The sequence below is a fragment of the Rubneribacter badeniensis genome, from assembly GCF_002899695.1.
GTDB classification, from domain to species: Bacteria; Actinomycetota; Coriobacteriia; order Coriobacteriales; family Eggerthellaceae; genus Rubneribacter; species Rubneribacter badeniensis.
Map to the genome: position 1 here is coordinate 26,532 of NZ_PPEL01000005.1, position 15,556 is coordinate 42,087.

Below are 15,556 nucleotides of genomic sequence, written 5' to 3' on the forward strand. Positions count from 1 at the left end.
GGCGTCCAAGGCAGAAGAGAAAGAAAGAGCAGTATGGAAAAAATCGTCGAATCCTTCGAGCTGTACGGCAAGCAGTACCGCCTGGAGACGGGCGAGCTGGCCAAGCAGGCCACCGGGGCCGTGCTCGTCACCCAGGGCGACACGACCGTGCTCGTCACGGCCGTGATCTCGAAGGAGGAGAAGGACTACGACTTCTTCCCCCTCACGGTGGACTTCATCGAGAAGATGTACGCCGTGGGTCGCATCCCCGGCGGCTACCTCAAGCGCGAGGCGCGCCCCTCCGACAAGGGCACGCTGACGGCCCGCATGGTGGACCGTCCCATCCGCCCCGGCTTCGTGGACGGCTTCAAGCGCGAGGTGCACATCGTGTGCACGACGCTCGTCGTCGACAGCGTCAACCCGCCCGACACCATCTGCGTGGGCGGCGCGTCCGCGGCCCTCATGCTGGGAGCGGCGCCCTTCGACGGTCCGGCCGCCTGCGTGCGCATCGGTCGCGACGTCGAGACAGGCGAGTTCATCGTGAATCCGACGTTCGAGGAGTCCGAGCGCTCCGACCTCGAGCTCACCATCGCCGGCACGGCCGATTACATCTCCATGGTGGAGGCCGGTGCCGACGAGATCTCCGAGGAGGACATGCTGGCCGCCATGACGTTCGGCCAGGAGGCCATCAGGGCGTTCTGCGAGGCCCAGCAGCGCTTCCTCGACCGCTGCGCCATCGAGCCGGTCGAGTGGCCGGTGCATGCGGCCGATCCCTCGATCGCCGAGCGCGTGGCGCCCCATCTGGACGAGATGGGCGCGGCCCTGCGCGACGCCGACAAGCTCTCGCGCATGGCCAAGGTGGAGGCGCTCAAGGCCCGCGTCAAGGAGGAGTGCTTCACCGACGAGGAGCGCGACGCCTGGAAGGCCGACATCGCCGCCGAGCTCAAGAAGCTCGAGAAGAAGGCCATGCGCGCCATGGTCATCGAGACGGGCGAGCGCGCCGACGGCCGCGCGTCCGACGAGATCCGGCCTTTGCACATCGTGCCGGGCTACCTGCCCCGCGTCCACGGCTCGGGCCTGTTCCAGCGCGGCCAGACGCAGGTGATGAGCGTGTGCACGCTCGGCATGCTGAACGAATGGCAGCGCCTCGACACGATCGACCCCGCCGAGGGCAAGCGCTACATGCACCAGTACAACTTCCCGCCGTACTGCACGGGCGAGACCGGCCGCATGGGCGCGCCGAAGCGCCGCGAGATCGGCCATGGCGCGCTTGCCGAGCGCGCGCTTCTGCCGGTTCTGCCGGGCGAGGACGAGTTTCCCTACGCCATCCGCGTGGTGAGCGAGGTGCTCGAGTCCAACGGCTCGTCGTCCATGGCCTCCACCTGCGGCTCGACGCTCGCCCTCATGGACGCCGGCGTGCCCATCAAGGCGCCCGTGTCCGGCATCGCCATGGGCCTCATCAAGGAGGGCGACGACGTGGTCATCCTCTCCGACATCCAGGGCATCGAGGACTTCCTTGGCGACATGGACTTCAAGGTGTGCGGCACCGAGAAGGGCATCACCGCCCTGCAGATGGATAACAAGGCCCGCGGCCTGTCCGTCGACATCCTCGCCCGCGCCCTTGCGCAGGCCAAGGAGGGGCGCGCCCACATTCTTTCTGCCATGCTCGACACCATCGCCGAGCCGCGCGCGGAGCTGTCCCAGTTCGCGCCGCGCATCGAGACGATCCACATCCCCGTGGACAAGATCCGCGACGTCATCGGCAGCGGCGGCAAGGTGGTCCGCGGCATCCAGGACGAGACGGGGGCGCAGATCGACATCCAAGAGGACGGCACGATCCACATCGCGGCCATCGAGGGCCCGGCCGGCGAGGCCGCCAAGGCCATGATCCTCGGCATCGTGAAGGAGCCCGAGGTGGGCGAGGAGTACGAAGGCGAGGTCGTCGGCATCAAGGACTTCGGCGCGTTCGTGAAGCTCACCGCCGCCAAGGACGGTCTGCTCCACATCTCGCGCGTGGCCAACGGCCGCGTCGGCAAGGTGGAGGACGTGCTCAGCCTGGGCGACGTCGTGAAGGTGAAGGTGCTCGAGGTGGATCCGAACACGGGCAAGATCTCGCTCGATCGCCTCGACAAGCCCGACGCGCCCGAGGGCTCGGTGCCCTCCCGCGAGCGCTCCGACCGCCCGCAGCGCGAGGGCCGTTCCGACCGGGACAACCGTCCGGGCCGCAGCGGCCGCGAGGGCCGCGGTGTGGGCGGGCGCACGCCGCGCCGTCGTCACGAGGGCTAGGGACGCAACAGAGGGGCCGCGCGAGCGGCCCCTCGCTTTGAAGGCATGGCAGGAACGGGGTGTGACAGGGGGACGGGGATAATGTCACATTCCCGCGGTCGCCTGGACATCGTTAGCTCTCCAAGAATGTGACATTATCCCCGTCCCCCTGTCACACCCCTGTCGCGTTCGCCCCCGCCGCCTTCTCTGCCACGCCGAGGCAACGTTTTGCGGGCAGAGGCGGCGGGGCGTGGTAGGATGATGGGGAAGCGAATCGAAAGGCGGGACATCATGATCAAAGTAGCGGTGGCCGGATGCGCGGGGCGCATGGGGTCGGCGACGGTCCGCGCGGTCTGCGCGGCCGACGACATGGAGCTTGCGTGCGGGATCGACCCCCACGTCGGCGCGGAGGTGGATTTCCCCGTGTTCGCGAGCGTGGCGGAAGCGCTCGACGGCGCGGCGTTCGACGTGCTCGTGGACTTCACGCAGCCGAAGGCGGTGGAGGGCAACCTGCGCGCCGCGCTGCCGGCGGGCGTTGACTGCGTCGTGGGCACGACGGGCCTCGCACGCGAGGTTCTTGAGGAGCTGGCCGCGCTCGCTTTGACGGGGACGTGTTTGTTCTACGCGCCGAACTTCACGACGGGGGCGGTGCTCATGATGGAGTTCGCCAAGGCTGCCGCGCCGTACTTCCCTGAAGCCGAGGTCATCGAGTTCCATCACTGCAACAAGAAGGACGCGCCTTCGGGTACCGCCGTGCGCACGGCGCAGATCGTCGCCGAGGCGCGCGGCGGCCGCGCAAGCGAGGCTCCCGGCAAAAAGACCGAGATCGCGGGCTGCGAAGGCGCGCGCGGGGCGCTCGTGGACGGCGTGCCCGTGCATTCGGTGCGCTCGATGGGCTACGTGGCCAGCCAGGAGGTGGTGTTCGGCTCCTTCGGGCAGACGCTCTCCATTCGCCACGACAGCTGGGACCGCGCCTCCTACATGCCGGGCGTCCTTCTGGGCATCCGCAGCGTGGGCGGGCGCTCGGGCCTGATTGTAGGTTTGGAGAACTTCATGGCGCCCTCGGACGCGCCGTGCCATAATGATGGTGCGAGTACGACTGTTCGATGAGGCGCGGGACCGGCCCGCGCACGGAAGCTGAGGAGGACGCATGTCGCAAGAGCCTCGATTCGGCCGCATGATCCCGGCCATGGTCACTCCGTTCGACGAGGATCGCGAGCTCGACCTGGACAAGGCGCAGGCGCTCGCCACGCGCCTCGTGGACGGCGGCAGCGATTCCCTCATCGTCAACGGCACGACGGGGGAGAGCCCGACGGTGTTCTACCCGCAGAAGATGGATCTGTTCCGCGCCGTCGTGGAGGCCGTTGGCGAGCGTGTGCCCGTGATCGCCAACGTGGGCGACAACTGCACGGCCGACACGGTGAGCTTCGCGCGCGAGGTGGCCGAGCTTGGCGTCGACGGCTTCATGTGCGTGGTGCCCTACTACAACAAGCCTCCGCAAGAGGGTATCTACCAGCACTTCCGCACCATCGCGAACGCGGTGGAGCTGCCCGTCATCCTGTACAACATCCCTGGCCGCTGCGTGGTGAACATGGAGGCCGAAACCACCCTGCGCCTTGCGCGCGAGTGCGGCAACGTCGTGGCCGTCAAGGAGGCGTCGGGCAGGATGGAGCAGGTGGAGGCCATCGTCGCGGGCGCTCCGGAGGGCTTCTCCGTCTATTCCGGCGACGATGCCGCCACGTTCGACATCATGAAACGGGGCGGTGCCGGGGTCGTCTCGACCATCGGCAACGTGGCGCCCGCGCGCATGAAGGAGATCGTCGATCTGTGTGCGGCCGGAGACTGGCAAGCCGCCGAGGCGGCCAACGAGCGTCTCATGCCGCTTATGAAGGGCCTGTTCGAGACGGCGAACCCCATCCTCGTCAAAGAGGCCCTCAAGCTGGCGGGCTTCCCCGTGGGCGGGGTGCGTCTGCCGCTCGTCGACGCCACGCCCGAGCAGTCCGCGCGCCTCGCGGGCATCATGCGCGAGGTCGGCGTGCTCGAAGCTTAAGAAAAGGGCGGGCGCGGCGGGTCTGCCGCCGCGCCCGTGAAATCGGAAGAGGGCGCCGTGCAACGGCGCTATGCGATAACCGCGCGATGCGGGCGCGCCGTAGGCGGAAGGCTTGCGGCGCATCGACGCGGGCCGGACACACCCCGGTCCGCGTCGATGCATGCCCGCGTCGCGCCTGACGGAAGGTTTTATATGGAAGAGAAGAAACCGCGCGCTCCGCGCGGCACCGGAGGCGCACGCCAGAACGGCCGCGCGTCCCGCAAGAGCGACGGAAGCGCCGCCGGCGAGGGTAGCGTCAAGAAGACGCGCTCGTACAAGCATGTGCAGCTCGAACACGAGCGGCCCCAGCTCACAAAAGCAGGCTCTCAGGGGCAGGGCGGGCGCCGGCGCCAGGACGGCCAGAGGCGGCGCAGCTTCGCGTCGCCGAAGAAGGACCCGAACGCCACGCTCAAGATCATCCCTCTCGGCGGCCTCGACGCCATCGGCAAGAACATGACGGCCTTTGAGTGCAAAGGGGACATGGTCCTCGACGACGCGGGGCTCATGTTCCCCGACGACAACCATCCGGGCGTCGACCTCATCCTGCCCGACTACACCTACGTGCTCGAGAACGCCGACAAGCTGCGCGGCATCATCATCACGCACGGCCACGAGGACCATACCGGGTCCTTGCCCTACCTTGTGAAGGACCTCGACCGCAGCGTGCCCATCTACGGCACGAAGATGACGCTCGGGCTCATCGAGGGCAAGTTCGCCGAGCATCGGATCAAAAACGCCAAGCTCGTGGAGATCAAGCCCGGCGACCAGGTGAAGCTCGGCTGCATCACCGCCGAGTTCTTCGCCGTGAACCACTCCATTCCCGGTTCGGTGGGCGTGTTCTTCCAAAGCCCCGCCGGCAACGTCTTGCACACGGGCGACTTCAAGCTCGACCAGACGCCCATCGACGGCGTGACCACCGACTTCGGCGCGTTGTCCAAGTTCAGCCAGATGGGCGTGGACCTCATGATGAGCGACTCCACCAACGCCCAGAACCCCAACTTCACGCCGAGCGAGGCCGAGGTGGGAAAAGAGCTGGCGAAGATCATCGCCCAGGCCAAGGGCCGCGTCATCATCGCCTCGTTCGCAAGCCACATCCACCGCATGCAGCAGATCTGCGACGCGGCGGTCGCAAGCGGCCGCAAGGTGGTGGTGACGGGGCGCTCGATGATCCAGAACACCGACATCGCCCGGCGCCTCGGCTACCTCGACATCAGCGACGCCGACCTCATCGACGCCTACGAGCTCAAAGGCGTCCCTCCCGAGCAAGTGGTCATCATGTGCACGGGCAGCCAAGGCGAGCCGCTCTCGGCGCTGGCGCGCATCGCCAACGGCGAGCATCGCACCATCTCCATGGAGGAGGGCGACACGGTCATCATATCGGCTACGCCCGTCCCGGGCAACGAGAAGGCCGTCACGCGCGTCATCAACGGTTTGGCCAAGATCGGCGCGGACGTCTACGACAAAAGCCGCGCGCGCGTGCACGTCTCCGGCCACGCCGGCGCCGAGGAGCTGAAGCTCGTGCTGTCCATCGTGCAGCCCAAGGCCTTCATGCCGGTGCACGGCGAGGCCACGCACCTGCGCGCCCACGCGCGCTTGGCCGAGGCCACGGGCGTTCCGAGCGACAACGTGTTCATCTGCGAGAACGGGGAATCGCTCGAGCTGTCGTCGCACGGCGTGCGCCGCGGCGAGACGGTGCAGTCCGGCATCGTGTTCGTCGACGGGCTGTCGGTGGGCGACACCTCCCAGGACGTGCTCGACGAGCGCAGCGCGCTCGCGGCGCAGGGCTTCGCGGCCATCGCGGCCGCCGTGTCGTGCAAGAAGAAGGGGCTCGCGGGGGCGGTGCAGGTGGAGATGCGCGGCATCACCGGAGGCGACGACGACTTCCTCGTGCGCGAGGCGCAGACCGCGGTGAGAAACGCCCTCGCGCGGCAGCTCGACAAGGGCGCTGGCGCGAAGGAGCTCAAGAAGGCCGGCAAAGACGCGCTTCTGTCGCTTCTGTGGGAACGCACGAAGACGCGCCCCATGGTCGTTGTGAACTTGCTCGAGGTTTAAGCTATAATGGCCGCATGCGCCTTTTGGCGCATGCGGCCATCGTTCGGTCGAAACCCACTCGGAAACGCACAGCAAACGCAGCATGAAGGAGGGCAGGGCGTGGCCCGACAGCCAGCATCCGCACACACATCGAAGGCGAAGGGATCGGTTCCGAAGGCGAAGGGTCGTGCTGGCTCAGCCCAAAAGCAGGCTCGCGCAGCAAGGGCTTCGCGTGCGCAAGCATCCGAAGAGCCCCGCCTCTTCGACGAGCGCACGCGCCGCGACGTCACCGGCGTGGCCGTCTCGGTGCTCGCCGTGGCGCTGTTCGCGGCGGCGGTGCTGCCTTCGGAGGCCGTCGTGACCTCGTTTTTGTCGACGGCCCTGCACCTCTCTCTCGGCTTGGGCGCCTACGTGCTGCCGTTCCTTCTGCTCATCATCGGGGCGAGCTTCCTCGTGCGCTTCGAGCGCGAGCGCGTGCCCGCGCGCGTGGCTGTGGGCCTCGTCATGATCTTCGTCGCGGCGCTCTCGCTGCTCGCGCTCTTCACCCCCGCGCCCGCACCCGATGCCACCGACAACCTGTTCTCTCCCGACGAGCTGGCCGCGCGCGGCGGCTACGTGGGGGCCGGCATCGCCTGGGCGGGCCTCTCCCTGTTCGGGCAGGCGGTGTCGTGCATCATCCTTGTCGGCGTGGCGGCGGCGGGCCTTGCGGTGATAGGCCTGTCCCTCTCGAAGCTCGTCGAGCGCGTGCAGGACGCCCGCGCCGAGCGAGCCGAGCTCGAAAAGGATGCCGACGTGCTGGCCGCGCCGCCGTTCTCGCGGATCAAGCGCTCGTCGGGGGCCAAGGTTCCCGTCGTGCCCACCATGGGGGAGGCCCTTGAAGCAGGCGAGACGAGCGTGCTTCCGCGCAAGGGACGAGCTTCGGCTGCGGAAGGGGAGGAATCCTTCGCGGCAGCTCGCACGTCGCGCTTGAGGCGCGCTTCCCAGCCGCTCGACGACCAGCCTTCGGGCGAGGCCCCGCAAACGCTCACGCGCAAGCTGGGGCGGACGCGCGGCAAGGATGCCGGCGAGGCCGGCGCTCCAGCTGCCGTCAAGGCTTCCTCTGCCGCACCGCTCGCGGCGCCCCGTCCCGCGGACGGGTTCGAGCTGCCGCCGATGGACATGCTCTCCACATCGAAGAGCCCGAAGAAGGATCTCGCTTGCGACGCCGAGCTCAAGGAGACGGCGGCGTGTCTGCAGGAGACGCTCGAGAGCTTCACTATCATGGCCGAGGTCGTGGGATGGGTGGCCGGCCCCACGGTGACGCTGTTCAAGGTGGACCTGCCCGCCGGCGTGCGCGTGAGCCGCATCACGGCGCTCGAGGCCGACATCGCGCTCGCTCTCGCCGCGCCCGGCGTGCGCATCTTCGCGCCAATCCCCGGCACGAACTACGTGGGGATAGAGGTGCCCAACCGCGTGCGGCAAAGCGTGCTTCTGGGCGACGTTATCAAAGACGCCCCGGACGGTCCGCTCATGATCGCCGTGGGCAGGGACGTGGAGGGCCGCTCGATCATATCCGACCTCGCGAAGATGCCGCATTTGCTCATCGGCGGCACGACGGGTTCGGGCAAGTCGGTGTCCATCAACGCCATGATCATGTCCATCCTCATGCGCGCCACGCCCGCCGAGGTGCGCTTCATCATGATCGATCCGAAGCGGGTGGAGTTCACGCCCTACAACGGCATCCCGCATCTGTACGTGCCCGTGGTGACCGAGCCCAAGGAGGCTGCGAGCGCGCTGTCGTGGGGCGTAGCCGAGATGGAGCGGCGCCTGAAGGTGTTCTCCAAGGTGGGGGCGCGCAACATCGGGCAGTACAACGCCAAGGTGCAAGCCGAGCAGGCCGCCGCCAAGAAGGCCGAGGAAGCGGGCGAGGAGCCTGCCGCCTCGGAGCTGGGATCCGAGCTGCCCTACATCGTCATCATCATCGACGAGCTGGCCGACCTCATGATGAACGTGGGCAAGGAGGTGGAGTTCTCCATCAGCCGCATCGCCCAGCTGGCGCGCGCGGCGGGCATCCACCTCATCGTGGCCACGCAGCGCCCGTCCACCAACGTGGTGACGGGCCTCATCAAGGCGAACATCACGAACCGCATCGCGTTCAACGTGGCGAGCGGCATCGACAGCCGCGTCGTGCTCGACACGCCCGGCGCCGAGAACCTTATCGGCTTGGGCGACTTGCTGTTCAGCAAGCCCGAGTACGCCAAGCCCCAGCGCATCCAGGGCTGCTACGTGTCCGAGGACGAGATCAACGCCGTGGTGGAGCTGCTCAAGGCGCAGGGCGAGCCGGAGTACCACTCCGAGATCCTTTCCACGAACCTCATCACGCTCGGCGCGTCCCAGCCCGACGGCAGCGGCGGCTCCTGCGCGAGCGACGACCCGCTCGTCTGGGAGGCTGCCGAGATCGTGGTGTCGAGCGGGCTCGGATCCACGTCGAACATCCAACGCCGGCTCAAGGTGGGCTATTCGCGTGCGGGGCGTATAATGGATTTGCTGGAAGAGAAGGGCGTCGTGGGGCCACCGAACGGCAGCAAGCCCCGCGAAGTGCTCGTGGACGCCATGGAGCTTGAGACGCTGAAGGCCTTCGAGGCGAACGACGAGGCGGGCCCGAGAGAGTGACGAGGTGGCGCGGATGACATTCGGATCGATCCTGCGGGAAGCCCGCGAGCGCAAAGGCTACGACCTGGCCCAGGCGGCCCGCCGTCTGCGCATCAGGCCCGACATCCTGCGCGCCATCGAGGAGGGCGACTTCGCGCGCATGCCCCCGCGCGGGTACGCGCGCAACATGGTGAACGCCTACGCCCGGCTCGTGGGACTCAACCCCAGCGAGATAACGCGCAGGTATCTCGACGAGGCCTACGCCTACCAGGTGGGCCGCGCGCGCACCGACCAGCCCTCGCGCCGGGAAGGGGGTGCGGGAGAGCGCCGCTCGGGACGCTCGAGGGCGCCGCAGCCCGAGGAGGAGCGCCCGCCGCGCCAGAATGCCTTCGGGCGCACCCTGTACGACGATCGGCGCGACTACGCGCGCGGCGACGGCTCTCGCGCGACGGGTGCGGGAGAGCGCCGCTTTGAGGGCCGCACGCATCCGAGCCGCCATGCGGCCCTGCCCGGCACCCAGTACACCAACTTCTACGCGGGGCCCAAGGCGCCCAACGCCGTGCAGTCGAAGCTGCCGTTCGTCATCGCCGGGGGCGCGATCCTCGTTCTGCTCGTGGTCGTTCTGGCCTTCGTGTTCGGAGGGCAGAAGCCCGCAGACGACGGGCCGAAGGTGCACGTCTCCGGCCTCTCCGACCCGACGGCCGAGCAGCCCCAGGACGCGTCCCAAGGCGAGCAGGGGCAGCAGGAACCGGACGCGACGCAAAGCGCGCCCGAAGAGCAGGCACCTACGAGCGCGAAGGTGGAGGTGTCGGTGGCGTCGGGCCAAGAGGCGTGGCTCGACGTTTACGAGGGCGAGAGCATCACGTTCGGAGACAGCGTGACCGGCCCCGAGACGCTCGACTACGAGGTGACCGACACGCCCTTGCGGGTGGTCACGTCGAATCCCGACGCGGTGAGCGTCACCGTCAACGGCGAGGAGGTGGAGCCTGCGGCCGACGAGTCCACGGGGGTCTACACCTACGAGGTGGACTTCGAGGCCGTCCTCGAGGAGTGGAGGGCCGACCACCCCGATGCGGCGGCGAAGGGCTCGGACGGCTCCGAGGACGCCTAGGGAGGCCCTTGCGCTCGCCGGCGGGAGGGCCCGCAGCCGTGGACGGGCTTTGAAATCGCCGGATGCGGGCCTGAAAATGCGCTATCCTGTTCCGATATGGAATCACGCGCGGCCCGTGCGCGGACCGCGCTCGTTGGGAAGGAGCAGCCATGGCGAAGGAATCCAGCTTCGACGTCGTGTCCACGGTGGACATGCAGGAGGTCGACAACGCGTTTCAGCAGGCGAAGAAAGAGCTTTCGCAGCGCTACGACCTGAAGGACTCCGGCGCGGAGATCGCGCTCGACAAAGCGGGCAAGTCCATGACCGTCTCCGCTCCGTCCGAGTTCGTGGCGCGGCAGGTCATCGACGTCGTCGGCTCGAAGCTCGTGCGCCGCGGCATCGACCTTGCGGCCGTCAGATGGGGCGAGGCGCAGCCCGCAGCCGGACAGAGCGTGCGCCAGACGGCGAGCATCGTCGAGGGCATCGAAAAGGACGTGGCCGGACGCATCAACAAGGACATCAAGGGCACGAAATTGAAGGTGAAGGTGCAGATCGAGGGCGACAAGCTGCGCGTGAGCTCCGCGTCCCGCGACACCTTGCAGGAAGTCATCGCCTTCCTGAAGGGCCGCGACTACGGCCAGCCGCTGCAGTACGTCAACTACCGCTGATCGCATATGGACGCGAACTTCGAGGGCGCCCGCACGCCCGCCGTGGCCTTCGTCACGCTCGGATGCGCCAAGAACGAGGCCGACACGGCGCGCATGCGCGCGCGCCTCGCCGAAGCGGGTTTCGCGCTGATCGACGACCCTGCGCGGGCCGACGCCGTGGTGGTGAACACGTGCTCGTTCATCCAAAGCGCGACCGAGGAGAGCATCGAGGCCGTCTTCGACGCGGCGGGGCTTCCCAACGTCGAGGCGGGCGCTCCGCTCGTGGTGGCGGGCTGCATGCCGGCGCGCTACGGCGACGAGCTTGCCGACGAGCTCGTGGAGGCGCGCGCGTTTCTGCCGTGCTCCCGCGAGGACGACGTCGCGGCCGTCATGGCCGAGGCACTCGGCGTCGAGCTGCCGCTTCCGGGCGCTTGCGCCGTCTGCGGGCCGTCCGACAACGCGGCGGGCGGCCCGCAGACGGCCCTTCCGTACGCGTACGTGAAGATATCGGACGGTTGCGACCGCTTCTGCTCGTACTGCACCATCCCCTTCATCCGCGGGCGCTACCGCAGCTTCCCCCTCGAACGCGTGCGTGCGGAGGTCGCGGCGCACGCGGCGGCCGGCGTGCGCGAGGTCGTGCTCATCGCGCAGGACACGGGCCGCTGGGGCGAGGACTTCGAAGAGCCTTCGACCTTGGCCGAGCTCGTCTCGACGCTGGCCGAGGAGTTCCCGGACGTTTGGCTGCGCGTCATGTACCTGCAGCCAGAAGGGGTCACCGACGACTATCTCGAGGCCGTGGCGGCGCATGGGAACGTGTGCCCCTACTTCGACATCCCCTTGCAGCACGTGGACGAGGGCGTCCTGCGCGCGATGAACCGCACGGGCTCGCGCGCGGAGTTCGAGGAGCTCATCGAGCGCATCCTCTCGCGGGTGCCGGACGCGACGCTGCGCACGACGCTCATCGCGGGATTCCCCGGCGAGACGGAGGAGCTGTTCGAGGAGCTCGTCGACTTCGTGGAGGAGGGGCTGTTCGACTACGTGGGGGTGTTCCCCTACTCGCGCGAGGAGGGCACGCGCGCGGCGCGCCTGGACGGACAGGTCGACGAGGACGAGAAGGCCGAGCGCGCCCAGCGTCTGCGCGACGCGGCAGACGCCGCGAGCGTCCCGCGCATCGCCGCGCGCGTCGGGTGCGAGATGGACGTGCTCGTGGAGGGCGCGGAGGAGGACGGGCAGCTCTACGGGCGCGCGATGTGCCAGGCGCCCGAGGTGGACGGCGTCACGTACCTTGCGGCCGGCGAGCCGGGCGAGGTGGTGCGCGTGCGCATCGCCGATACGCTGCTTTACGAGATGGAAGGGGAGTGAGCGCCATGCCGTCGAAGGGGTCGCGGCGCGTGGGGCCCACGCCCGCCAAAGGGCTGTGGACGCCGGCCAACGTGGTCACGCTCGTGCGCATCTGCCTCGTCCCGGTGTTCGTGGTGGCGCTCATCAGCCCGTGGCCGCAGTGGCTGGGGCTGCCGCAGGTGGCCGACGACGCGAAAGGGCTCGTCGCCGCGGGCATCTTCATCCTCATCTCCTGCACTGACTGGCTGGACGGCTATTTGGCGCGCAGCCGCGGCGAGGTGACCGACTTCGGCAAGTTCATGGACCCGCTCGCCGACAAGATCCTCGTCGCTGCGGCGCTTCTGGCGCTCGTGGAGCTGGGATCGCTGCCGAGCTGGGTCGTGCTCGTCATCCTGGCGCGCGAGTTCATCGTCTCGGGCGTGCGCATGGTGGCGGCGAGCGAGGGCGCGGTGATCGCGGCCAGCTGGTACGGCAAGGCCAAGACCGTGTTCCAGATGGTCGCCATCGTCTTGTTCACCGTGAAGGACAGCCATATGGCGGGAAGCGTCCATGCGGCGTTTTCGGACGGCCTGTGGCTTCTGAGCTGGGGCGTGATGATCGTCGCGCTCGTGCTGACGGTCGTGTCGATGCTCGACTACATCGCGAAGGCGCGCCGGCTCATCGGGCTTGCGCGCGCGGACGGGACCGCGGGCGCGCGCGAGGGTGCGAAAGCGGGCGAGTCGGCGCTCGACGAGCTTGCGGCGCACGTGCTCGACGCGGCCCGGGCCTCCGGACGCACGGTGGGCACGGCCGAGAGCCTCACGGGCGGCCTAGTGGCGGCGGCGCTCACCGAGGTTCCCGGCAGCTCGGATGCGGTGCGGGGCGGCATCGTGAGCTACGCGGCCGCGGTCAAGCGCGACGTGCTCGGCGTGGACGCGGAGGCCATCGAGCGGTTCGGCGTGGTGAGCGAGCAGACGGCGCGCGCGATGGCAGAAGGCGCGCGGCGCGAGCTTCGCTGCGACGTGGCGGTGGCCGTGACGGGGATCGCCGGACCCGGCGGGGCCGAGCCGGGCAAGCCCGTGGGCACGGTGTGGCTCGGCGTGGCCGACGACGCGGGCTGCCGGGCGCGCCTCCTCTCGTTTGCGGGCGGTCGCCGGGAGGTGCGCGAGCAGACGGTACGCGCCGCGCTCGAGGCGCTGCTCGAGTCGCTTGAGGGCTGAGCGTGCGAAGACGGCATTGGGGGTGCGCCGCATGCGCGTTGGAAACGCGTCGGAGTCGCGACGGGAAGGCGTTGCGCTTACGTGAGATCGGCGTCGGATCGGGGCGACGTTTCGCTGGACGCGCGCCATGCGCCCGTCGGAAGCCGACGCTATACTGAAATGCGCAAGCTTGTTTCGCGAATCTGCTTGACTAACAAACATATGTTCGTATAATGGAAGAAGCGGAAACAGAGCCGCCGGCGCATGCACGGCTGGGGAAGAGAAGGAAGCGCATGAACGAAGAGAAATCGAAGATGCTCAAACTGACCACCGATCAGATCGAGACGAAGTTCGGCAAGGGCTCCATCATGAAGTTCGGCGAGGGCGGGCAGAACCTCAACATCGGCGTCATCCCCACGGGGTCGCTGCCCCTCGACGCCGCGCTCGGCATCGGCGGCGTGCCGCGCGGGCGCATCGTGGAGGTGTACGGCCCCGAATCGAGCGGCAAGACGACGCTCGCCTTGCAGATACTCGCCGAGGCGCAGGCCATGGGCGGCATCGTCGCCTTCATCGATGCGGAGCACGCGCTCGATCCCGTGTACGCCGCGCGTTTGGGGGTGGACATCGACGAAGTGCTCATCTCGCAGCCCGACACTGGCGAGCAGGCGCTCGAGATCTGCGACATGCTTGTGCGCTCGGGCGCCATCGACGCGGTGGTCGTGGACTCGGTGGCCGCGCTCGTGCCCCGCGCGGAGATCGAAGGCGAGATCGGCGACACGACCGTGGGTCTGCAGGCGCGCCTCATGTCCCAGGCGCTGCGCAAGCTGGCGGGGTCGCTGTCGAAGTCGAACACCACGTGCATCTTCATCAACCAGCTGCGCGAGAAGATCGGGGTGATGTTCGGCAATCCCGAGACGACGACGGGCGGTCGCGCCCTCAAGTTCTTTTCGAGCGTGCGCATCGACATCCGCCGCATCGACTCCATCAAGAAGGACGGCGAGGTCGTGGGCAACCGGGTGCGCGCCAAGGTGGTGAAGAACAAGGTGGCGCCCCCGTTCCGTCAAGCCGAGTTCGACCTCATGTACGGCGAGGGCATCTCGCGCGAGGGGTGCATCGTCGACATGGCGGTGGAGGCGGGCGTCGCCAAGAAGAGCGGGGCGTGGTACACCTATGGCGAGGAGCGCCTCGGACAGGGGCGCGAGGCCGCCAAGCAGACGCTGCGCGAGAACCCCGATCTGCGCGAAGAGCTCGAGACGAAGGTGCGCGAGGCGTTCGACATCCCCCTCGTCGCGCGCACGGCAGAGGAGGCCGAAGCGCTCACGCCGGCGGCCAAGCCCGCGAAGAAGAGGTAGCGTGTCCGGGGCATCCGATGATCTCCGCGAGCGGCTGCGCGCGGAGATCGCCGCCATAGAGGGCCGGAACCCTTCTCGCTTGGACCCGGTCGCGTCTTCGCGCGTCGCATGCGGAGGGAGGATCGGGACAGGGGGAGCGCTCGATTGCCCGCAGGACGCGGTGGACGAGGTTTCGGAGCCCGATGCGCCTTCGAAGGGCCGCGCGACCGACTCTGATGCTGCCTTCCGCAAGATCGAGCGCTTGGCCGGGGCGAGGGAGCAAGCGAGCGCCGCGCTTCGCCGCCGCCTTGCACGGGAGGGGTTCGCGCCCGAGGCCGTCGAGGAGGCCCTTGCGCGCGCGCTTTCCTGCGGGCTCGTGGACGACGCGCGCTATGCCGACGTGCTCGCGCGCAGCCGCCTCGCCCAAGGGCGGGGCCGCCAAGGGATCGCCGCAGAGCTTTCCGGTCTCGGCATCGATCCGGACGGCGTGGACGCGCTCGCGGATGCCGACGAGGGCGCTCCGGACGAGGTGGAGCGCGCGCTCGCGCTGCTCGAGCGCCGGCCTCCGCGCGCGAAGAACCAGCGCGACGCGGCGTATCGCCGCCTTGTGCAGAAGGGGTTCGGGGCAGACGCCGCCGCATCGGCCGCGCGCATGTGGAGCGAATCCCGAAAGGGCTGAGCGCCCTTCGTCCAAAACCTCTCGCAAAGGGGTTGGAGGAGATCCCGTCTTTCTTCCCCTCCGGTTCGGGCGGGCCCTCTTCTCGAGAGGCCTTCCGGCCGCAGGGGCGCTTCCGGTCCGTTTGGACACGCTGTGCACGGAAAGAGGCCCTTCCACCGGGCCGAAAACCTTGCACGTCCAAGGGGTTTTGCAAATATTTCTCGCATCGGGGCTTTTACAAATCAACCGCAAGCCTTATCATGGGATGCAGCTTGAGTGATGCGTACCCGATGAGGGTACTTCTTATAGAAAAGTC

The 15,556-nt window shown here is 68.4% G+C and carries 11 protein-coding genes; all 11 read left to right on the forward strand.

The features are described from left to right. Nucleotides 1-33 precede the first annotated feature (33 nt). The 11 genes from pnp to C2L80_RS02235 all read left to right on the forward strand — a co-directional run bounded on the left by pnp (nucleotide 34) and on the right by C2L80_RS02235 (nucleotide 15,261). The gene (gene pnp, locus C2L80_RS02185) at nucleotides 34-2,265 is read left to right on the forward strand and encodes a polyribonucleotide nucleotidyltransferase (protein WP_103262536.1); all 2,232 of its coding nucleotides are present in this window, start codon (nucleotides 34-36) and stop codon (nucleotides 2,263-2,265) included. Nucleotides 2,266-2,535: 270 nt separating this feature from the next. Continuing rightward, nucleotides 2,536-3,354: a 4-hydroxy-tetrahydrodipicolinate reductase gene (gene dapB / locus C2L80_RS02190; RefSeq protein ID WP_087195648.1), complete on the forward strand. Its 819-nt coding sequence runs from the start codon at nucleotides 2,536-2,538 to the stop codon at nucleotides 3,352-3,354. Nucleotides 3,355-3,394: 40 nt separating this feature from the next. Next, nucleotides 3,395-4,294, forward strand: coding sequence for a 4-hydroxy-tetrahydrodipicolinate synthase (gene dapA / locus C2L80_RS02195; protein ID WP_103262537.1), 900 nt, complete (start codon nucleotides 3,395-3,397; stop codon nucleotides 4,292-4,294). Between the two features lie 192 nt (nucleotides 4,295-4,486). Continuing rightward, nucleotides 4,487-6,385, forward strand: coding sequence for a ribonuclease J (locus tag C2L80_RS02200; RefSeq protein WP_103262538.1), 1,899 nt, complete (start codon nucleotides 4,487-4,489; stop codon nucleotides 6,383-6,385). Nucleotides 6,386-6,484: 99 nt separating this feature from the next. Further along, nucleotides 6,485-9,016 carry an FtsK/SpoIIIE family DNA translocase gene (locus tag C2L80_RS02205; protein ID WP_087195651.1) on the forward strand — a complete coding sequence of 844 codons (2,532 nt, stop codon included), beginning with the start codon at nucleotides 6,485-6,487 and terminating at the stop codon, nucleotides 9,014-9,016. Nucleotides 9,017-9,029: 13 nt separating this feature from the next. Then, nucleotides 9,030-10,106, forward strand: coding sequence for a helix-turn-helix domain-containing protein (locus tag C2L80_RS02210; RefSeq protein ID WP_103262539.1), 1,077 nt, complete (start codon nucleotides 9,030-9,032; stop codon nucleotides 10,104-10,106). A 149-nt stretch (nucleotides 10,107-10,255) separates the two neighbouring features. Then, complete coding sequence (locus tag C2L80_RS02215) at nucleotides 10,256-10,753, forward strand: YajQ family cyclic di-GMP-binding protein (RefSeq protein ID WP_103262540.1); 498 nt, start codon at nucleotides 10,256-10,258, stop codon at nucleotides 10,751-10,753. A gap of 6 nt (nucleotides 10,754-10,759) precedes the next feature. Beyond that, on the forward strand, nucleotides 10,760-12,094 hold the full coding sequence (gene rimO, locus C2L80_RS02220) for a 30S ribosomal protein S12 methylthiotransferase RimO (RefSeq protein ID WP_092200597.1): 1,335 nt from the start codon (nucleotides 10,760-10,762) through the stop codon (nucleotides 12,092-12,094). A 5-nt stretch (nucleotides 12,095-12,099) separates the two neighbouring features. Further along, entirely contained in the window at nucleotides 12,100-13,272 is a 1,173-nt protein-coding gene (gene pgsA, locus C2L80_RS02225) for a CDP-diacylglycerol--glycerol-3-phosphate 3-phosphatidyltransferase (RefSeq protein ID WP_103262541.1), read from the forward strand. Nucleotides 13,273-13,544: 272 nt separating this feature from the next. Further along, nucleotides 13,545-14,603 carry a recombinase RecA gene (gene recA, locus C2L80_RS02230; RefSeq protein ID WP_087195656.1) on the forward strand — a complete coding sequence of 353 codons (1,059 nt, stop codon included), beginning with the start codon at nucleotides 13,545-13,547 and terminating at the stop codon, nucleotides 14,601-14,603. A 1-nt stretch (nucleotide 14,604) separates the two neighbouring features. Beyond that, entirely contained in the window at nucleotides 14,605-15,261 is a 657-nt protein-coding gene (locus tag C2L80_RS02235; RefSeq protein WP_087195657.1) for a regulatory protein RecX, read from the forward strand. The last annotated feature ends 295 nt before the right edge of the window (nucleotides 15,262-15,556 follow it).